This is a genomic window from Colwellia sp. SU-HH01172, assembly GCF_057553355.1.
Map to the genome: position 1 here is coordinate 164,804 of NZ_BAAJMB010000006.1, position 18,660 is coordinate 183,463.

25 protein-coding genes are annotated in these 18,660 nt (G+C 41.6%); 2 read left to right on the forward strand and 23 right to left on the reverse strand.

Annotated elements, in window-relative coordinates:
- Position 1: 1 nt before the first annotated feature.
- The 19 genes from rpsE to rpsJ all read right to left on the reverse strand — a co-directional run bounded on the left by rpsE (position 2) and on the right by rpsJ (position 8,776).
- Complete coding sequence (gene rpsE, locus AC27JP_RS15860) at positions 2–511, reverse strand: 30S ribosomal protein S5 (RefSeq protein WP_487082129.1); 510 nt, start codon at positions 509–511, stop codon at positions 2–4.
- Positions 512–520: 9 nt separating this feature from the next.
- On the reverse strand, positions 521–874 hold the full coding sequence (rplR, locus tag AC27JP_RS15865; protein WP_487116824.1) for a 50S ribosomal protein L18: 354 nt from the start codon (positions 872–874) through the stop codon (positions 521–523).
- Between the two features lie 9 nt (positions 875–883).
- Positions 884–1,417, reverse strand: a complete 534-nt coding sequence (gene rplF / locus AC27JP_RS15870) for a 50S ribosomal protein L6 (protein WP_487116826.1) — start codon at positions 1,415–1,417, stop codon at positions 884–886.
- A gap of 12 nt (positions 1,418–1,429) precedes the next feature.
- Positions 1,430–1,819: a 30S ribosomal protein S8 gene (gene rpsH / locus AC27JP_RS15875; protein WP_487116828.1), complete on the reverse strand. Its 390-nt coding sequence runs from the start codon at positions 1,817–1,819 to the stop codon at positions 1,430–1,432.
- A 19-nt stretch (positions 1,820–1,838) separates the two neighbouring features.
- Positions 1,839–2,144, reverse strand: a complete 306-nt coding sequence (gene rpsN, locus AC27JP_RS15880; protein ID WP_303455078.1) for a 30S ribosomal protein S14 — start codon at positions 2,142–2,144, stop codon at positions 1,839–1,841.
- A 4-nt stretch (positions 2,145–2,148) separates the two neighbouring features.
- On the reverse strand, positions 2,149–2,694 hold the full coding sequence (gene rplE, locus AC27JP_RS15885; RefSeq protein ID WP_487116830.1) for a 50S ribosomal protein L5: 546 nt from the start codon (positions 2,692–2,694) through the stop codon (positions 2,149–2,151).
- Between the two features lie 12 nt (positions 2,695–2,706).
- Positions 2,707–3,021 (reverse strand): 50S ribosomal protein L24, encoded by a 315-nt coding sequence (rplX, locus tag AC27JP_RS15890; RefSeq protein WP_487116832.1) that lies wholly within the window; start codon positions 3,019–3,021, stop codon positions 2,707–2,709.
- Between the two features lie 12 nt (positions 3,022–3,033).
- Positions 3,034–3,402: a 50S ribosomal protein L14 gene (gene rplN, locus AC27JP_RS15895; RefSeq protein ID WP_070375069.1), complete on the reverse strand. Its 369-nt coding sequence runs from the start codon at positions 3,400–3,402 to the stop codon at positions 3,034–3,036.
- A gap of 432 nt (positions 3,403–3,834) precedes the next feature.
- The gene (rpsQ, locus tag AC27JP_RS15900) at positions 3,835–4,086 is read right to left on the reverse strand and encodes a 30S ribosomal protein S17 (RefSeq protein ID WP_487116834.1); all 252 of its coding nucleotides are present in this window, start codon (positions 4,084–4,086) and stop codon (positions 3,835–3,837) included.
- Complete coding sequence (rpmC, locus tag AC27JP_RS15905; RefSeq protein ID WP_130601348.1) at positions 4,086–4,277, reverse strand: 50S ribosomal protein L29; 192 nt, start codon at positions 4,275–4,277, stop codon at positions 4,086–4,088. The genes rpsQ and rpmC overlap by 1 nt, the downstream gene beginning before the upstream one ends.
- Positions 4,277–4,690: a 50S ribosomal protein L16 gene (gene rplP, locus AC27JP_RS15910; protein WP_085301057.1), complete on the reverse strand. Its 414-nt coding sequence runs from the start codon at positions 4,688–4,690 to the stop codon at positions 4,277–4,279. Before rplP ends, rpmC begins: the two co-directional genes overlap by 1 nt.
- 11 nt (positions 4,691–4,701) lie before the next feature.
- Positions 4,702–5,400 (reverse strand): 30S ribosomal protein S3, encoded by a 699-nt coding sequence (gene rpsC, locus AC27JP_RS15915; protein ID WP_487082121.1) that lies wholly within the window; start codon positions 5,398–5,400, stop codon positions 4,702–4,704.
- Positions 5,401–5,411: 11 nt separating this feature from the next.
- Positions 5,412–5,744, reverse strand: coding sequence for a 50S ribosomal protein L22 (rplV, locus tag AC27JP_RS15920; protein WP_487082120.1), 333 nt, complete (start codon positions 5,742–5,744; stop codon positions 5,412–5,414).
- A 10-nt stretch (positions 5,745–5,754) separates the two neighbouring features.
- Positions 5,755–6,030 (reverse strand): 30S ribosomal protein S19, encoded by a 276-nt coding sequence (gene rpsS, locus AC27JP_RS15925; RefSeq protein ID WP_077287496.1) that lies wholly within the window; start codon positions 6,028–6,030, stop codon positions 5,755–5,757.
- 25 nt (positions 6,031–6,055) lie between these two features.
- Positions 6,056–6,880, reverse strand: a complete 825-nt coding sequence (gene rplB, locus AC27JP_RS15930) for a 50S ribosomal protein L2 (protein ID WP_085284013.1) — start codon at positions 6,878–6,880, stop codon at positions 6,056–6,058.
- 12 nt (positions 6,881–6,892) lie between these two features.
- A complete protein-coding gene (gene rplW, locus AC27JP_RS15935; protein WP_085284014.1) occupies positions 6,893–7,195 on the reverse strand; it encodes a 50S ribosomal protein L23 in 303 nt (100 codons plus the stop codon).
- Entirely contained in the window at positions 7,192–7,797 is a 606-nt protein-coding gene (gene rplD, locus AC27JP_RS15940; RefSeq protein ID WP_487082119.1) for a 50S ribosomal protein L4, read from the reverse strand. The genes rplW and rplD overlap by 4 nt, the downstream gene beginning before the upstream one ends.
- A 15-nt stretch (positions 7,798–7,812) precedes the next feature.
- A complete protein-coding gene (rplC, locus tag AC27JP_RS15945) occupies positions 7,813–8,451 on the reverse strand; it encodes a 50S ribosomal protein L3 (RefSeq protein ID WP_077287504.1) in 639 nt (212 codons plus the stop codon).
- A gap of 13 nt (positions 8,452–8,464) precedes the next feature.
- Positions 8,465–8,776 (reverse strand): 30S ribosomal protein S10, encoded by a 312-nt coding sequence (gene rpsJ, locus AC27JP_RS15950; protein ID WP_118958508.1) that lies wholly within the window; start codon positions 8,774–8,776, stop codon positions 8,465–8,467.
- Between the two features lie 536 nt (positions 8,777–9,312).
- Here rpsJ and fusA (AC27JP_RS15955) point away from each other — a divergent pair.
- Entirely contained in the window at positions 9,313–11,403 is a 2,091-nt protein-coding gene (gene fusA / locus AC27JP_RS15955; protein ID WP_487116837.1) for an elongation factor G, read from the forward strand.
- Positions 11,404–11,618: 215 nt separating this feature from the next.
- Positions 11,619–13,622 (forward strand): methyl-accepting chemotaxis protein, encoded by a 2,004-nt coding sequence (locus AC27JP_RS15960; RefSeq protein WP_487116839.1) that lies wholly within the window; start codon positions 11,619–11,621, stop codon positions 13,620–13,622.
- Positions 13,623–14,098: 476 nt separating this feature from the next.
- Here the strand turns inward: AC27JP_RS15960 and tuf are convergent, their stop codons facing one another.
- From tuf to rpsL, 4 genes are all read right to left on the reverse strand, one after another.
- Complete coding sequence (tuf, locus tag AC27JP_RS15965; protein WP_487116841.1) at positions 14,099–15,283, reverse strand: elongation factor Tu; 1,185 nt, start codon at positions 15,281–15,283, stop codon at positions 14,099–14,101.
- A 68-nt stretch (positions 15,284–15,351) separates the two neighbouring features.
- On the reverse strand, positions 15,352–17,448 hold the full coding sequence (fusA, locus tag AC27JP_RS15970; RefSeq protein ID WP_487116843.1) for an elongation factor G: 2,097 nt from the start codon (positions 17,446–17,448) through the stop codon (positions 15,352–15,354).
- Positions 17,449–17,589: 141 nt separating this feature from the next.
- Entirely contained in the window at positions 17,590–18,063 is a 474-nt protein-coding gene (gene rpsG / locus AC27JP_RS15975) for a 30S ribosomal protein S7 (protein ID WP_077288472.1), read from the reverse strand.
- 102 nt (positions 18,064–18,165) lie between these two features.
- Positions 18,166–18,540, reverse strand: a complete 375-nt coding sequence (gene rpsL / locus AC27JP_RS15980) for a 30S ribosomal protein S12 (protein WP_487082674.1) — start codon at positions 18,538–18,540, stop codon at positions 18,166–18,168.
- Positions 18,541–18,660 lie beyond the last annotated feature (120 nt).

Below are 18,660 nucleotides of genomic sequence, written 5' to 3' on the forward strand. Positions count from 1 at the left end.
ATTACCCCAAAATGTCTGAAACGCTTTTGCCACGTTTAGCTGCAACAGCTTCAGGCGAATGCATATTCGCAAGAGCAGAAACAGTAGCGCGAACTACGTTGATTGGGTTAGTAGAACCGTATGCTTTTGACAATACGTTCTGTACGCCTGCAACTTCAAGTACTGCACGCATCGCGCCACCGGCGATGATACCTGTACCTTCAGAAGCTGGTTGCATGTAAACTTTAGAACCAGAATGACGACCCTTGATAGGGTGTTGAAGAGTTGTACCCTTCAAGTCAACGGTTACTAAGTTACGACGCGCTTTTTCCATTGCTTTTTGGATTGCAGCAGGCACTTCACGTGCTTTACCGTAACCAAAACCAACACGGCCAGCGCCATCACCAACTACGGTTAGTGCTGTGAAACTGAAAATACGACCACCTTTAACCACTTTTGATACGCGGTTAACTGCGATTAGCTTTTCAGCCATATCACTTTGTTGTGAGTTTTCTTGATTATGATTAGCCATTATCAACCCCTAAAACTGAAGACCAGCTTCACGAGCTGCATCTGCTAACGCTTTCACGCGACCATGGTAACGGAAACCTGAACGGTCAAAAGCAACACTAGTGATGCCTTTAGCCACAGCACGTTCTGCAATAGCTTTACCTACAGCAGTAGCTGCTTCAACGTTACCTGTTTTCTTTAACTGAGCACTAACTTCTTTATCTAAAGTAGACGCAGTAGCGATTACTTCAGAACCAGTTGGAGCGATCAATTGCGCGTAAATGTGGCGAGGAGTACGGTGAACGACTAAACGATTCGCACCCAGCTCGCTAATTTTTGCACGAGCGCGTTTAGCGCGGCGCAAACGAGATGTTTTCTTATCCATCGTATTACCCTACTTTTTCTTAGCTTCTTTACGACGTACATGCTCATCGCTATAACGAATACCTTTACCTTTATAAGGCTCTGGTTTACGGTAAGCGCGGATGTTCGCTGCTGTTTGACCAACTAACTGCTTGTCAGCGCCTTTCAGCGTGATTTCAGTTTGGCTAGGAGTTTCAACGGTAATTCCTTCAGGAATAGCGTGGTCAACTGGATGTGAAAAGCCTAAAGATAAGTTTAAGTTCTTACCTGCAGCTTTAGCACGGTAACCAACACCGTTTAAAACTAATTTCTTTTCAAAACCTTTACTTACACCTTCAACCATATTATTGATCAAAGCACGTGCAGTACCGGCTTGAGCCCAAGCGCCTTTAACGTCAGCAACGATGTTAGTGATAATGTTGTTTTCTTCTTGAGAAACAACAACGTCACCGTGAATCGTGCGAGATAATTCGCCTACTGGACCTTTAACTTTAATGTCTTGACCTGATAACGTAACAGTAACGCCAGCAGGAATTTCGACAGGTGCTTTTGCAACACGAGACATAATTCTGCTCCCTTACTCTACGAAACCAAGAACTTCACCGCCAAGACCCGCATTGCGAGCGGCGCGATCAGTCATTAGACCTTTAGAAGTAGAAATAATAGCAATACCCATACCCGCTAATACTTTAGGAAGCTCTTGAGCACCTTTGTATACGCGAAGACCTGGACGAGAAACACGTTTAATTGTTTCAATTACTTCTTTACCTTCAAAATATTTCAATTCAACAGTTAGCTCAGGTTTAACACCTTCAGCAACTGAAAATTCTGAAATGTAACCTTCTTCTTTAAGCAAGTTGGCAATTGCAACTTTAACCTTAGAAGATGGCATTGTTACTGCAGTCTTTGCTGCAGATTGACCGTTGCGGATGCGTGTAAACATGTCCGCGATAGGATCAGTCATCATAACCATTTACTCCCGTGAATTACCAACTAGCTTTCTTAAGACCTGGAACTTCACCGCGCATAGTTGCTTCACGCAACTTGATTCGGCTTAAACCGAATTTACGCAAGTAACCATGTGGACGACCAGTAACATTACAACGATTACGTTGACGGCTGCTACTAGAATCACGTGGTAAACTTTGAAGTTTCAATACAGCATCCCAGCGTTCTTCTTCAGAAGAATCAACACCAGAGATGATTGCTTTTAGTGCTGCACGCTTTTCAGCGTACTGTGCAACTAATTTGGTTCTTTTAGCTTCACGAGCTTTCATTGACGATTTAGCCATAACTCTACACCTTCTTCTTAAATGGGAAGTTGAAGGCAGTCAATAATGCATGACCTTCTTCGTTGTTCTTCGCACTTGTAGTGATAGTGATATCCATACCACGGATTTTGTCGATTTTATCGTAATCAATTTCCGGGAAGATGATTTGCTCACGTACGCCCATGCTGTAGTTACCACGACCATCGAATGACTTAGGGTTCAAGCCACGGAAATCGCGGATACGAGGAATTGAAATAGAGATTAAACGCTCTAAAAATTCCCACATACGTTCGCCACGTAGAGTTACTTTTGTACCAATAGGATAGCCTTCACGAATTTTGAAGCCCGCAACTGATTTGCGTGCTACTGTCGTGACCGGCTTTTGACCTGAGATTGCAGTAAGATCATTTGTGGCGTGTTCTAATACTTTTTTATCAGCAATAGCTTCGCCAACACCCATGTTAAGGGTGATCTTTTCAATCCGAGGGACTTGCATGACACTTTTATAGTCAAACTTCGTTTGAAGTTCAGCTACAACTGTATCTTTGTAAAAATCATGCAGTTTCGCCATCGTTTACTCCAATTAAATTAATTCGTTATTAGATTTGAAGAAACGAACTTTTTTGCCGTCTTCAACTCTAAAACCAACACGATCTGCTTTCCCAGTAGCTGGGTTAACAATCGCAACGTTGGAAACATGTAAAGGTGCTTCTTTATCAACAATGCCACCAGGCTGCTGTAACTGAGGTACAGGTTTCTGATGTTTCTTGATTAAGTTGATACCTTCAACAAATACTTTGCTGTCTTCAACAAGAACTTTGGTCACTTTACCAGTTTTGCCCTTGTCTTTGCCTGCAAGTACGATTACTTCATCATCACGACGAATCTTAGATGCCATTATCGTGACTCCTTATAGTACTTCTGGTGCAAGTGAAACAATTTTCATGAACTTTTCATTACGAAGTTCACGTGTCACAGGACCGAAAATACGAGTACCAATTGGTTGTAAGTTAGCATTTAACATTACAGCCGCGTTTTCATCAAAACGGATGGTAGAACCATCTGAACGACGAACACCTTTCTTAGTGCGCACCACTACTGCAGTAAGAACATCACCTTTTTTAACTTTACCGCGAGGATTTGATTCCTTCACCGCAATTTTAATGATGTCACCAATGCGTGCGTAGCGACGGTGCGAACCACCAAGAACCTTTATACATTGTACACGTCGAGCGCCGCTGTTATCAGCTACGTTCAATTGTGATTGCATTTGGATCATTTAATATGTCTCCGCTAAATTATCTTATAAAAGATTAAATTCAAGGCCAGAAATTTGACCCGTCACTGCCTTTTAAATCCCGCTCACAACGAGCGGGCGCGAGATTATAACACCAGTTATTAAAAAGTGGTACCTTATTTAGCTAAAAAATAACCACTATGGGTGCTTGACCGCATCTAGTAATCATTAAAACCACCTTCAACCGCTAGTTTAATAAGCGCAATCTAGAGATGGTGTTAAAAAATGAAAATTCAATGGCGCGATTTTCAAAAGAAAAAGTCGACTTGGTTTGTTTTATCGGATAAATAATATGGGGAGTTTGAAACTTGAAGATAAGCTGGAAGTTAAATAGTGCTTTTTTCGTTATATAATAAAAAGGCCCTGCCTAAGCAGAGCCTTATTAAAGTACTTATTGTGAATTAGTGTCAGCGATTAAGCTTTTTCTAATACGTCAACCAAAGTCCAAGATTTGCTCTTAGAAATTGGTGCACATTCACGAATAGATACTAAATCACCAGCTGCACATTGGTTAGTTTCATCATGCGCTTTCAACTTAGTTGAACGCGTCATGAACTTACCGTACATTGGGTGCTTAACACGACGTTCGATCAGGACAGTGATAGACTTATCCATTTTGTCACTGATAACGCGACCTTGTAGTGTACGAATTTTTGCTTCGCTCATTACTTACCTGCCTTTTCAGTTATGATAGTCTTAACACGCGCGATATTACGGCGTACTTGTCTTAGCAAATGAGTTTGTGCTAATTGGCCAGTGCTTGCTTGCATGCGATAGTTAAACTGTTCGCGTAGCAATTCAAGCAATTCAGCGTTTAGCTCTTCAATGCTTTTTTCTTTCAATTCGCTTGCTTTCATTACATCACCGTTCTAGTTACGAAAGTTGTTTTGAAAGGAAGTTTAGCTGCTGCTAAAGCAAATGCTTCGCGTGCTAATTCTTCCGAAACACCTTCCATTTCATAAAGAACACGACCAGGAAGAATTTGGCATACCCAATATTCCACTGAACCTTTACCTTTACCCATACGAACCTCAAGAGGTTTCTTAGTAATTGGCTTATCAGGGAATACACGGATCCAGATTTTACCTTGACGCTTCACGTGACGAGTCATTGCTCGACGAGCCGCTTCAATTTGACGCGCAGTCATACGACCACGTTCCATTGATTTTAACCCGAAAGTACCGAAGCTAACTGAGCTACCAGTGTGTGCAAGACCACGGTTACGCAGTTTAAATTGCTTACGGAATTTAGTACGTTTTGGTTGTAACATTACTTATTCCTCTACTTACTGGTCTTACGGTTAGATTTTCTTTTAGGCTTAGCTGCTGGTTGCTCAGCTTGTAATGGCATTTTACCAATTACTTCACCTTTAAAGATCCATACTTTGATACCAATAACACCGTAAGTGGTATCAGCACGTGCGATTGAGTAATCAATGTCAGCACGTAAAGTGTGTAATGGAACACGACCTTCACGGTACCATTCAGAACGAGCAATATCTGCACCGCCTAAACGACCACTAACTTCAACTTTGATACCCTTAGCACCTAAACGCATTGCGTTTTGTACTGCACGTTTCATAGCACGACGGAACATTACGCGACGTTCTAATTGACTAGCGATGCTGTCAGCAACAAGCTGCGAATCCATTTCTGGCTTACGAACTTCAGCGATGTTGATTTGAGCAGGAACACCAGCAATTTTAGAAACTGCTAAACGTAATTTTTCTACGTCTTCGCCTTTCTTACCGATTACAACACCCGGACGAGCCGTGTGAATTGTAACGCGGATAGATTTAGCTGGACGCTCAATTACGATTTTTGATAATGATGCACGCTTAAGCTTTTCAGATAAGTATTCACGAACCAAATGGTCACCGTGTAAGTTATCTGCGAAATCTTTGCTACTTGCAAACCAAGTAGACGCGAAAGGTTTCGTGATACCTAAGCGAATACCATTTGGATGGACTTTTTGACCCATTCTAATATCTCCTAGCTATCAGATACAATCACAGTAATGTGACTTGTACGCTTAAGGATACGATCCGCGCGACCTTTCGCACGAGGCTTAATACGTTTCATTGTTGGACCATCGTCAACCATAATAGTTTTAACGAATAACTCATCAATGTCTGCACCTTCATTGTGTTCTGCGTTTGCAATTGCTGAATCAAGTACTTTTTTAACTAAAACAGCAGCAGATTTGTTGCTGAAAGTTAAAATTTCAAGTGCTTTTTCAACATGCTCGCCACGGATTTGATCCGCAACTAAACGTGCTTTTTGCGCTGAACCACGGGCAAATTTATGTTTAGCAATAGCTTCCATCTAATTTCCCCTATCTTTTCGCTTTCTTATCCGCGACATGGCCACGGTAAGTACGAGTTGGTGCAAATTCACCTAACTTGTGACCGATCATTTCATCAGTTACAAATACAGGTACGTGTTGACGGCCATTATGGACGGCAATGGTCAATCCGATCATATTAGGTATGATCATTGAACGACGGGACCAAGTTTTAATTGGCTTTTTATTCCCGCTTTCCACCGCTGTCTCTACCTTCGTCAACAAGTGTAGGTCAATAAATGGACCTTTCTTGAGAGAACGTGGCATGGTGATTCCTCTTTAATTAAAAGTACTATTTAGTACGACGACGTACGATAAATTTATCGGTACGCTTGTTCTTACGAGTCTTGTAACCCTTAGTTGGCACACCCCAAGGTGATACCGGGTGACGACCGCCTGATGTTTTACCTTCACCACCACCGTGTGGGTGATCAACTGGGTTCATGGCAACACCACGAACAGTTGGGCGAACACCGCGCCAGCGTGAAGCACCTGCTTTACCTAGAGAGCGAAGCATGTGTTCAGCATTGCCGATTTCACCTAAAGTAGCACGACAATCTGACTCAATTTTACGCATTTCGCCAGAACGAAGACGTAAAGTGACATAAGCACCGTCTTTCGCTACTAACTGAGCATAAGTACCAGCAGCACGTGCGATTTGAGCACCTTTACCTGGCTTAAGTTCGATTGCGTGAACAACACTACCTAATGGTGTGTTGCGTAGTGGTAAAGTGTTACCCGCTTTAATAGGAGCATCTACACCAGACTGGATTGAATCACCAGCTTTTAAGCCTTTAGGGGCTAAGATGTAACGACGTTCACCATCTGCGTAAAGTACAAGTGCAATGTTTGCACTACGGTTTGGATCATATTCCAAACGCTCAACTTTTGCAGGGATACCATCTTTAGTGCGCTTAAAGTCGATCATGCGGTAATGGTGCTTGTGACCACCACCAACGTGACGAACTGTAATACGACCAGTATTGTTACGACCACCAGACTTAGACTTAGTGTCTAATAATGGTGCGTAAGGCTTACCTTTATGCAACTCCGCGTTAACCACTTTAACAACGTGGCGACGACCCGGAGAAGTAGGTTTACATTTAACAATAGCCATTTTCGTAAACTCCTATGATTCCGCGCCGACGAAGTCGATGTCGCTGCCTTCAGCAAGAGTAACGTATGCTTTTTTCCAATCGCTTCTGCGACCAAAACGAGCACCAGTACGTTTTGTCTTACCTTTAACATTTAATGTGCGAACACCTTCAACTGAAACTTCGAAAAGTTTCTCAACAGCAGCTTTGATTTCAGCTTTAGTAGCAGTAGTAGCAACTTTGAAAACAACTGTGTTGTTTGCTTCAGCAGCCATTGTGCTTTTCTCAGAAATGTTTGGTGCTAAAAGCACTTTCAGTAAACGTTCTTCGTTTATCATCCTAACATCTCCTCAAGTTGTTTAACTGCAGTAGCAGTCATCAAAACTTTTTCGAAACCAACCAAGCTAACTGGGTCAATACCGTCTACGTCACGAACGTCAACTTTGTATAAGTTGCGTGCTGATAAGAACAAGTTCTCATCAACTTCTGGAGTAACGATTAATACGTCTTTTAACTCCAAACCGTTTAGTTTAGCTACTAACTCTTTAGTTTTTGGTGTTTCAACTGCAAAATTTTCTACCACAACTAAGCGTTCTTGACGAACTAACTCAGAAAGGATGCTTTTAATCGCACCACGGTACATTTTACGGTTAACTTTTTGGCTGTGATCTTGTGGCTTAGCAGCGAATGTTACGCCACCAGTACGCCAGATTGGACCACGAGTAGTACCAGCACGTGCACGGCCAGTACCTTTTTGACGCCATGGTTTTGCGCCACCGCCACTAACTTCTGAACGAGTTTTTTGAGCACGAGTACCAGCACGAGCACCAGCTGCGTATGCAACTACTACTTGATGTACAAGAGCTTCGTTAAACTCAAGTCCAAAAGTTGTTTCAGAAACTTCAAGAGCGCCTGAAGCGTCTTTTAATGCTAATTCCATCACAAATCTCCTGGACTAGGCTTTAACAGCTGGTTTAATGATTACGTTGCCGTTGATAGCACCCGGAACCGCACCTTTAATAAGGAGCAAGTTACGTTCTGCATCGACACGAACCAATTCAAGGTTTTGCGTAGTAACTTTCGCAGCACCCATATGACCAGACATTTTTTTGCCTTTGAAAACACGGCCTGGTGTTTGACACTGGCCGATTGAACCGTTTGAACGGTGAGAGATAGAGTTACCGTGAGTTGCATCTTGCATGCTGAAATTCCAGCGCTTAATACCACCTTGGAAACCTTTACCTTTCGAAGTACCGGTTACGTCTACTAATTTAGTGTCGTTGAATAACTCAACAGTGATTTCACTGCCAGTTTCAAGACCTTCACCTTCGTTTTCGTTTAAACGGAATTCCCACAGGCCACGACCTGCTTCGATACCAGCTTTAGCGAAATGTCCGGCTGTTGGCTTGTTAGTACGATTAGCTTTTTTGCTACCCGTAGTAACTTGAAGCGCTGAATAACCATCATTGTCAACAGTTTTAACCTGAGCAATACGGTTCGCTTCAACTTCTAGGACGGTTACAGGAGTAGATACACCATCTTCAGAGAAGATGCGAGTCATACCCACTTTACGTCCAACTAGACCTATAGTCATGTTAAAACTCCTATTAACCCAAGCTGATTTGAACGTCAACACCAGCTGCTAAGTCTAAACGCATTAATGCGTCTACAGTCTTTTCAGTTGGTTCTACGATATCAATCATGCGTTTGTGAGTACGAATTTCGTACTGATCACGTGCATCTTTGTTAACGTGTGGAGAAATCAAGATAGTGAAACGTTCCTTGCGAGTAGGAAGTGGAATTGGACCACGAACCTGTGCGCCAGTACGTTTAGCAGTATCAACGATTTCAGCTGTTGATTGATCAATCAAACGATGATCGAACGCTTTCAAACGAATGCGAATTCTTTGATTTGACATAAAGACAAATCCCCATTTTAAAGAACAACAAAATACTGCCCATCACCTTTTTTATGTAAAAGGGGGGAGTATCGCTATAACATTCAACTCCAAATCGGAGTTGCTGTGTGTTAACTACTAGAAAAACTAATACATTAACTGATAAAACACGCAGAGCATAGCTCGACGTGGAGGCGTATTATACAGAGAGGGACGATAAATTCAACTATTATCTTTCTATAAGCGTATTCAGCATTTTGTACAGCTTAATGCGCGGCTACTAATTTTTACTTTAACACTTTCACCGTAATTTTTATTTGCATGATTGAATTTCACCCTACTTATATATAGGAAAAAGGATAGATTGAAATTATTTAACGAAAGCTCCTCCCCTCTGATGGGAATATTGGCTAATTTTTATCTCAAGGTTAGGATATTTTGTAAACTTCAATAATTTTTATGTCGATTTCATAAAAGTAATGGTATACTCCCGCGCAAATTTTCATCAATTCCGCGCTATTTGCGGGGTTTAGTCACACATTATATAGAGTAAAATAATGGCAGATTTATCAAAATACAGAAATATTGGTATTTTCGCTCACGTTGATGCGGGTAAAACCACAACAACTGAACGTATCCTTAAATTAACCGGTAAGATCCATAAAACTGGTGAAGTACATGATGGTGAGTCTACTACTGACTTCATGGAACAAGAAGCTGAGCGCGGTATTACTATCCAGTCTGCTGCGACTACATGTTTCTGGAACGATCACCGCATGAACATCATCGATACTCCTGGTCACGTTGACTTCACTGTTGAAGTTTACCGTTCACTTAAAGTACTTGATGGTGGTGTTGGTGTATTCTGTGGTTCTGGTGGTGTTGAACCGCAATCAGAAACTAACTGGCGTTACGCGAACGACTCAGAAGTAGCTCGTTTAATCATGGTTAACAAATTAGACCGTTTAGGTGCTAACTTTTACCGTGTTGTAGATCAAGTTAAAAATGTTCTAGGTGCTAACCCACTTGTTATGACTTTACCAATTGGTGAAGAAGATGGTTTTGTTGGTGTAGTAGACCTTCTTAGCGAAAAAGCTTACGTTTGGGATGACACTGGTCTTCCAGAAAATTATGAAGTAACTGATATCCCTGCTGACTTAGTAGAGAAAGCAGCTGAATACCGTGAAGAGTTAATCGAATCGGCATTAGAAATGGATGATGAGTTATTAGAAGCGTACATGGAAGGCGAAATGCCAACTATGGAACAAATCAAAGCTTGTATCCGTGCTGGTACTCGTGACATGACTTTCTTCCCAACTTACTGTGCATCAGCATTTAAAAACAAAGGTATTCAATTAATTCTTGATGCTGTTGTTGATTACTTGCCGTCTCCAACAGAAGTTGATCCACAACCAATTACTGATGAAGCTGGTGAACCAACGGGTGAAGTTGCTACTGTTTCTACAGACGGTCCTTTACGCGCATTAGCATTTAAAATCATGGATGACCGTTTCGGTGCTCTTACCTTTATTCGTATCTACTCAGGTACGTTGAATAAGGGTGACACTATCCTTAACACCTTTACTGGTAAAACAGAGCGTGTTGGCCGTATGGTTGAAATGCACGCAGATGATCGTACTGAGCTTTCAAAAGCACAAGCTGGTGATATCCTAGCGATTGTTGGTATGAAGAACGTACAAACTGGTCACACATTATGTGATCCTAAGTTCCCTGCGACATTAGAGCCAATGATTTTCCCTGAACCAGTAATCTCTATCTCTGTAACGCCTAAAGATAAAGGTTCTACTGAGAAAATGGGTATTGCTATTGGTAAAATGGTTGCAGAAGATCCAACTTTCCAAGTTGAGACTGACCAAGACTCTGGCGAAACTATCCTAAAAGGTATGGGTGAGCTTCACTTAGATATCAAAGTAGATATCCTTAAGCGTACTTACGATGTTGATTTAGTTGTTGGTAAGCCACAAGTTGCATACCGCGAAACTATCACGCAAGAAATTGAAGATAGCTACACGCATAAGAAACAATCTGGTGGTTCTGGTCAATTTGGTAAAATTGATTACCGCATCCGTCCAGGTGAAGCAAACTCAGGTTTCACATTCAAATCAACTGTTGTTGGTGGTAACGTACCTAAAGAATTCTTCCCAGCTGTTGAGAAGGGTTTCAAAGGCATGATGGACACTGGTGTTTTAGCTGGTTTCCCTGTACTAGACGTTGAAGTTGAATTATTCGATGGTGGTTTCCACGCGGTTGATTCATCTGCTGTTGCTTTCGAAATTGCTGCTAAAGGCGCTTTCCGTCAATCAATTCCTAAAGCTGGTGCACAGTTAATCGAACCTATCATGAAGGTTGATGTGTTCACTCCAGAAGATCACGTTGGTGATGTTATTGGTGATTTGAACCGTCGTCGTGGCATGATCAAAGACCAAGAAGCGGGTGTTTCTGGTGTTCGTATTAAAGCTGACGTACCTCTTTCTGAAATGTTCGGTTACATCGGAACATTACGTACAATGACATCTGGTCGTGGTCAATTCTCAATGGAATTCTCACACTACATGCCTTGTCCAAACAATGTTGCTGAAGCAGTAATTGCTGAAGTTAAAGAACGTGAAGCTGCGAAGAAGAAATAGTTATTAATAACTAGTCTTTACAACTGAACTGAAAAAGGATGCTTAGGCATCCTTTTTTATTACCTAAAATTTTATCTAACAATTGTACAACTTATAGCCATAACGTAAACCGCATGATAAAGTTTTATCCAGTGCTATATTGTTGATTATTTACTAGCGTTAGCACTCTTATACCTTTAATAATAAAAATAATAATCTAGCAGGTACACAATAAGATGCTCAACTTTATACACCGCTCCATAATGCGCCAATTGGTCATTACGATTTCAACTACCGTAGCTATTCTACTGATCATCACATCATTTTTTGTTTTATCTAATGTCAGCGATAATACTCGGAAACAGCTTATTGCTGATATTGAGAGCTTAGTAACGTTGCAATCTACTAAAGTTAAAGACTTCTTTGTTGCCAAAGGGCAAATTAATCACAGTGTGTTTTCTAACCCGCTAGTGATTGATTGGTTTAGTCAATACCAACAGCGACTCAGTAATATTAACGATAACCAATCATACCAAGATGTCACTCGTTACTTTAAATACTTCTCAACCCAAGACCCTGCCATTAAAAGTGTATTTTTCGGTAGCGAAAATACCCACGAATATTTTGATTTAAATGGTAGGTACGACGATGCGGCATATTTCACCAATAAACGTCCATGGTGGGGCAATGGCTTAAGTAAAGGCAAGATGTATGTTACTGAACCAGCAGTTGATAACAATGACGGCTCAGTTTCAGCCACCATAACTTCACCCTACTATTTACCTGATGGCAAATTACTCGGTATCGGCGGTATGGATATTTTAATTACCACTATCGGCAAAGATTTGTTATCAGGCATTAAGTATAAAGGCGAAGGCGATGCTTTCCTTATCACCGACACAGGTAAACTGGTGTTTTTTCCGGGCTTTAACGAAAGTTTTAAACCTGGTAGTAGCATGGAAAGCATTAACACCGTATTTCCGGACACGTCGGGCTTTGACAAACTCCAAGCTACGCTTGCACAAAATGCACAAGGCATAGAAACTGTTACTTGGCGTGGAGCTCAATACCAAGTCATTTTTGACCAAGTGAAAAGTGACTATCCAATGATGAATTGGAAGCTTGGCTTTCTTATACCTGAACGACTTATCGCCGAGCCTGTTGAAGCCGCATTTTGGTCGTCTAGCATTATTGTCATCGCCATTATTATAATGATAGCCATAGTCGTTTGGCTGACAGTACTGCCTTTTGTTAAGCGTATTAAACGCTTACAAAACGCCATGAAAGAAATTGCCGAAGGAGACGGTGACCTAACCCAGAGAATTTCGCCTTTAAAAGATGATGAAATAGGCCAATTAGTCGACGAATTCAATATCTTTGTCGACTCAATTCAACAATTGGTACAAAAAACCGTAGCTATTACCAATGACGTTAACTCCTCGTCAGAAGCAACAGAAAGCATCAGCCGCGACACCGCAAACATCGTTGAGTCACAAAAGCGAGAAATAGATCTCGTTGCAGCAGCAGCGAGTCAATTAGCCCAAACCAGCAGTGAAATATCAAGTAATACCAATCAATCGAAAGAGTTAGTCTCAAGTGCCGAAGAGAAGGTTGCGCTAGGCTCCAATGTTGTCAATCAGGCGACCACAGGTATGCAGCAACTTTCTGACAATGTCGATAACGCTGCCCAAGTTGTCCAGCAGCTAAAAGCAGGCACACAAAGTATTGGTGATGTAGTCACGGTAATTCGTAGCATCGCGGAGCAAACAAATTTACTTGCTTTAAATGCAGCGATTGAGGCCGCCAGAGCCGGAGAGCAAGGTCGAGGCTTTGCAGTCGTCGCCGATGAAGTGCGCACGCTCGCCTCCCGCACACAAGAATCAACCGCAAACATCGAAAATATCATCGAAGAGTTACAAGCCACTGCCGCCAATGCCGTTGACGTAATGGAAAAAAGTTGTAGTGAGGCGGAGAACAGTGTTCAGTTAACGCAGCAGGTACAGCAAGTATTAAGCGATATTGCAACGGTGATCAGTAAATTTCAAAGCCAAACTTTTGAAATTGCCAATGCTGTTGAACAGCAAGCCAATGTTGCTGATGATGTCTCAAAAAACATAGAAAATGTCAGGGCTCTAACCGATGATACTGTTGAAGCCTCTAGTAATATGCGTAATAGTCTTGCTGGTTTATCCAGTCAATCTAACTCACTATCGAATGTAGTGAATCAATTTAACGTCTAATAGAGCTAATTGACTCTTAAAGCTACCTACACCAAAGTGCGAGTAGCAAACTACAATTCACGAATCTAAGGTCACTATCTAGTGGCCTTTTTCCCGCTTTGTTTCAGGATCAAATAGCGGCTTTATACCGTCAGTTTGCTTGGTATTATTTCAATAAACAACAAGCAATAAAAAAGAGCACCTAAGTGCTCTTTATCGATGGTTTAGATGTAAATCTAAATCAAAAACCTACTCTCAAAAGAGAATTAGTCCATGATTTTAGATACAACACCAGCACCTACTGTACGACTCTCAGCTTCGTCGCAGAGCTTCTCGCCAAAATTTACTAAAAACTTGTCCATTGGGACACTTTTCTTGACGCATTTTGTCATCACGGATATTCCATGAATCTGGTCGTATTTTTCATTGGGTATAAAAAAGGCCGCTTTCGCGACCTTTTTTAGTGTTAATCTAAATCAACTATTCTCAAAAGAGAATTAGTCCATGATTTTAGATACAACACCAGCACCTACTGTACGACCACCTTCACGGATAGCGAAGCGTAAACCTTCGTCCATCGCTACTGGGTTGATAAGCTCTACAACAAACTTCAAGTTGTCGCCTGGCATTACCATTTCTACACCTTCAGGAAGCTCTACAGCACCTGTGATGTCGGTTGTACGGAAGTAAAACTGTGGACGGTATCCTTTGAAGAATGGCGTATGACGACCACCTTCATCTTTAGATAGTACGTATACTTCTGACTCAAACTTAGTGTGAGGAGAAATTGAACCTGGAGCACATAATACTTGACCACGTTCTACGTCTTCACGCTTAAGACCACGTAAAAGAACACCACAGTTCTCACCAGCACGACCTTCGTCAAGAAGCTTACGGAACATTTCAACACCAGTACAAGTTGATTTTTGTGTATCACGGATACCAACAACTTCTACTTCTTCACCAACTTTGATGATACCACGTTCAACACGACCCGTTACAACTGTACCACGACCTGAAATTGAGAATACATCTTCGATAGGCATGATGAATGCACCGTCGATTGCACGCTCTGGCTCTGGAATGTAAGAATCAAGTGCGTCAGCTAGTTCAACTACTTTCTCTTCCCATTTAGCTTCACCTTGAAGTGCGCCTAATGCTGAACCTTGGATAATTGGTAAGTCATCACCTGGGAATTCGTATTCGCTAAGAAGTTCACGAACTTCCATTTCTACTAATTCTAGTAATTCTTCGTCATCTACCATGTCACATTTGTTCATGAATACGATGATGAAAGGTACACCAACTTGACGTGATAACAAGATGTGCTCACGTGTTTGTGGCATTGGACCATCTGTAGCAGCAACTACTAAGATAGCGCCATCCATTTGTGCAGCACCGGTGATCATGTTTTTGATGTAATCGGCGTGACCTGGACAATCTACGTGTGCGTAGTGACGAGTTTCTGTATCGTATTCGATGTGAGAAGTATTGATTGTAATACCACGCTCACGCTCTTCTGGAGCATTATCGATTTGTGCGAAATCTTTAACTTCACCACCGTGAACTTTAGTTAATACCGCAGAGATAGCAGCAGTTAAAGTTGTTTTACCGTGGTCAACGTGTCCGATTGTACCAACGTTAACGTGCGGTTTATTACGTTCGAATTTTTCTTTAGCCATTTTTCAATTACCTTAAAGTTTATTAAAAGCCCGGCCAAAAGACCGAGCCAGACTTTCAAAAAGCCTTACTAAGATTCAATTATTTTGTCGGCAACAGCTTTAGGTGCTTCGCTATATTGCTGAAACTCCATAGAGTATGATGCACGACCTTGAGTTGCACTACGTAAAGCCGTAGCATAACCAAACATTTCAGATAGTGGTACAGTTGCATTCACTACCTTAGAACCAGCTGGACCTTCGTCCATGCCATCGATCATCCCGCGACGGCGATTTAAATCACCTACGACATCACCCATGTTTGCTTCTGGCGTAATAACTTCTACTTTCATCATTGGCTCAAGTATTACTGGTGATGCATCAAGCACACCTTGTCTGAAACCCATTGATGCAGCGACTTTAAACGCCATTTCGTTTGAGTCAACGTCATGAAATGAGCCGTCATAAAGAGTGACTTTAATGTCTAATAACGGATAGCCAGCTAATACGCCGCTTTCCATTTGCTCTCTACAGCCCTTTTCAACTGCTGGAATGTATTCCTTTGGAACAGCACCACCAACAATTTCGTCAACAAATTCAAAACCTTCACCTTCTGGTAACGGCTCTAACTTCAACCAAACATGACCAAATTGACCACGACCACCTGATTGACGAACAAATTTACCTTCCACTTCAACAGCCGAACGAATTGTTTCTCGATAAGCCACTTGAGGATTACCGACATTACACTCAACGCTAAATTCGCGTTTCATGCGCTCAACTAAGATATCGAGGTGTAATTCCCCCATACCTGAAATGATGGTTTGACCCGATTCTTCATCAGAGACAACTCTAAATGATGGATCTTCTGCGGCCAACTTACCTAATGCAATACCCATTTTTTCTTGGGCAGCAACGGTTTTTGGCTCAACTGCCACCGAAATAACTGGCTCAGGAAACTCCATGCGCTCAAGGGTGATCACGTGATTTGCGTCACATAAGGTATCACCTGTGGTAACATCTTTGAGGCCAATAGCCGCTGCGATGTCACCCGCATGTACTTCTTTAATTTCCTGACGGTCATTTGCATGCATTTGCACAATACGACCAAGTCGTTCTTTTTTGCCTTTAACAGGATTGTATATACTGTCGCCAGTTTTTACTACACCTGAGTATACGCGAAAGAACGTTAATGTACCGACAAATGGGTCTGTCGCGACTTTAAATGCTAAAGCAGCAAATGGTGCTTTGTCATCAGCCTCACGACTTCCTTCAGTTTCGTCTTTGTCATTGTTAATACCTTTTATCGCTTCAACATCTGTTGGCGAAGGTAAAAATTCAATGACGGCATCAAGTACTGCTTGTACCCCTTTATTTTTGAAAGCTGAGCCACAAGAACAAAGGACAATTTCATTGTTTAGTGTACGAGTACGTAGTGCAGATTTTATTTCTGCTTCGGATAACTCACCTTCTTCAAGGTACTTATCCATTAATTCTTCGGAGGCTTCTGCTGCTTCAGAAACAAGGTTTTCATGCCATTGCTCGGCTTCATCTTGCATATCTGCTGGAATATCTTCATAAGTAAACGTCATGCCCTGGTCACTTTCGTTCCAGTTAATGGCCTTCATTTTAATTAAGTCGATAACACCGGCAAACTCATCTTCCGCACCAATTGCTAAATGAATTGGTACCGCATTGGCTTCCAAGCGAGATTTGAGTTGTTCAACAACCGATAAGAAGTTTGCACCAGTACGGTCCATCTTATTAACAAAAACCATGCGTGGAACAGAGTATTTCTCCATTTGACGCCAAACAGTTTCAGTTTGTGGTTGAACTCCTGAAGAGCCACATAACACTAATACCGCACCGTCTAATACACGTAATGAACGCTCTACTTCAATAGTAAAATCTACGTGACCAGGAGTGTCGATGATATTAATACGATGGTCTTCAAATTGTGCTTCCATCCCTTTCCAAAAACAAGTGGTTGCCGCAGACGTGATAGTAATACCACGTTCTTGCTCTTGTTCCATCCAATCCATGGTGGCTGCGCCATCATGAACTTCACCGATCTTATGTGAAAGACCAGTATAGAAAAGTACCCTTTCTGTTGTTGTCGTTTTACCGGCATCGACATGAGCACAAATACCAATGTTTCGGTAACGCTCAATAGGGGTTATACGTGCCACAATTTCTTCCTCTTTCTGAGAGATTTTCTCAGATTATAAAACAGTTGTGGTTATCACTTTGTATCTAAGTTGATACTAGGAGATAACCACGGCATTACACTTAAAACTATAAAGTTAGCAATATTTGCTAACTCATAGTGCCTACCAACGGTAGTGAGCGAATGCTTTGTTAGCTTCAGCCATACGGTGAACGTCTTCACGTTTCTTAACCGCTGAACCTTTGCTGTCAGACGCATCTAACATTTCGTTAGCTAGGCGCTGAGCCATTGATTTTTCACCACGTTTACGAGCTGCTTCAACTAACCAACGCATGGCTAGTGCATTACGACGCACTGGACGAACTTCAACTGGTACTTGGTACGTAGAACCACCAACACGACGAGACTTTACTTCCACTTGTGGGCGGATGTTATCTAACGCTGTTTCGAATAACTCAAGGTGAGTTTTTTCAGAGTTCTTTTCAGTTAAAATGTCTAATGCACCGTATACGATTTTTTCTGCAGTAGATTTTTTACCATCAACCATAAGGATGTTGATGAATTTTGCTAAAAGTTCGTTATGGAACTTAGGATCTGGCAATATCTTACGTTGCCCTACGACGCGTCTTCTTGGCATCTTAATTCTCCGTTATATTCAGGATAAACCCAAAATGTAATATGTTATTTGGCCTTACTTAACGTTTCTATTCTTTAGCTTTTATAGCTAAGAAAGGGAAACTTAAGATTTAGGTCGTTTAGCACCGTATTTAGAACGGCCTTGTCTTCTATCGCTTACACCTGAACAATCAAGCGCGCCACGAACGGTGTGGTAACGCACACCTGGTAAATCTTTAACACGACCACCACGAATCAAGATAACGCTATGCTCTTGTAAGTTGTGACCTTCACCACCGATGTATGAAGTTACTTCGAATCCGTTAGTTAAACGAACACGAGCTACTTTACGTAGTGCCGAGTTTGGTTTCTTTGGTGTAGTAGTATACACACGAGTACATACGCCACGACGTTGTGGACAAGCTTGTAACGCTGGAACGTTACTTTTTTGTACTTGTTTCACACGTGGTTTACGTACTAATTGGTTAATAGTTGCCATTAAATAGCTCCGATTAGTTAAATTTGTGTAAATTCCAATCAATGGGGAAATTTACACCCTTATAAACGTGAAAATCCGCGACTCTAAATCTCATACGCAAAGGTACAAAATATAGGGTCG

Coding starts and splice junctions, on each gene's coding strand:
- AC27JP_RS15960 (WP_487116839.1), top strand. CDS start 11,619: ATGCTCAACTTTATACACCGCTCCATAATGCGCCAATTGGTCATTACG.
- rpsN (WP_303455078.1), bottom strand. CDS start 2,144: ATGGCTAAATCGTCAATGAAAGCTCGTGAAGCTAAAAGAACCAAATTA.
- rplC (WP_077287504.1), bottom strand. CDS start 8,451: ATGACTATAGGTCTAGTTGGACGTAAAGTGGGTATGACTCGCATCTTC.
- rpsE (WP_487082129.1), bottom strand. CDS start 511: ATGGCTAATCATAATCAAGAAAACTCACAACAAAGTGATATGGCTGAA.
- rplE (WP_487116830.1), bottom strand. CDS start 2,694: ATGGCGAAACTGCATGATTTTTACAAAGATACAGTTGTAGCTGAACTT.
- rpsQ (WP_487116834.1), bottom strand. CDS start 4,086: ATGAGCGAAGCAAAAATTCGTACACTACAAGGTCGCGTTATCAGTGAC.
- rpsG (WP_077288472.1), bottom strand. CDS start 18,063: ATGCCAAGAAGACGCGTCGTAGGGCAACGTAAGATATTGCCAGATCCT.
- rplD (WP_487082119.1), bottom strand. CDS start 7,797: ATGGAATTAGCATTAAAAGACGCTTCAGGCGCTCTTGAAGTTTCTGAA.
- rplN (WP_070375069.1), bottom strand. CDS start 3,402: ATGATCCAAATGCAATCACAATTGAACGTAGCTGATAACAGCGGCGCT.
- rpsS (WP_077287496.1), bottom strand. CDS start 6,030: ATGCCACGTTCTCTCAAGAAAGGTCCATTTATTGACCTACACTTGTTG.
- rpsH (WP_487116828.1), bottom strand. CDS start 1,819: ATGATGACTGATCCTATCGCGGACATGTTTACACGCATCCGCAACGGT.
- rpsJ (WP_118958508.1), bottom strand. CDS start 8,776: ATGTCAAATCAAAGAATTCGCATTCGTTTGAAAGCGTTCGATCATCGT.
- tuf (WP_487116841.1), bottom strand. CDS start 15,283: ATGGCTAAAGAAAAATTCGAACGTAATAAACCGCACGTTAACGTTGGT.
- rpmC (WP_130601348.1), bottom strand. CDS start 4,277: ATGAAAGCAAGCGAATTGAAAGAAAAAAGCATTGAAGAGCTAAACGCT.
- rplX (WP_487116832.1), bottom strand. CDS start 3,021: ATGGCATCTAAGATTCGTCGTGATGATGAAGTAATCGTACTTGCAGGC.
- rplR (WP_487116824.1), bottom strand. CDS start 874: ATGGATAAGAAAACATCTCGTTTGCGCCGCGCTAAACGCGCTCGTGCA.
- rplV (WP_487082120.1), bottom strand. CDS start 5,744: ATGGAAGCTATTGCTAAACATAAATTTGCCCGTGGTTCAGCGCAAAAA.
- rplB (WP_085284013.1), bottom strand. CDS start 6,880: ATGGCTATTGTTAAATGTAAACCTACTTCTCCGGGTCGTCGCCACGTT.
- rplP (WP_085301057.1), bottom strand. CDS start 4,690: ATGTTACAACCAAAACGTACTAAATTCCGTAAGCAATTTAAACTGCGT.
- rpsC (WP_487082121.1), bottom strand. CDS start 5,400: ATGGGTCAAAAAGTCCATCCAAATGGTATTCGCTTAGGTATCACGAAA.
- rplF (WP_487116826.1), bottom strand. CDS start 1,417: ATGTCTCGTGTTGCAAAAGCACCTGTCGAAATTCCTGCTGGCGTTACT.
- rplW (WP_085284014.1), bottom strand. CDS start 7,195: ATGATAAACGAAGAACGTTTACTGAAAGTGCTTTTAGCACCAAACATT.
- rpsL (WP_487082674.1), bottom strand. CDS start 18,540: ATGGCAACTATTAACCAATTAGTACGTAAACCACGTGTGAAACAAGTA.
- fusA (WP_487116837.1), top strand. CDS start 9,313: ATGGCAGATTTATCAAAATACAGAAATATTGGTATTTTCGCTCACGTT.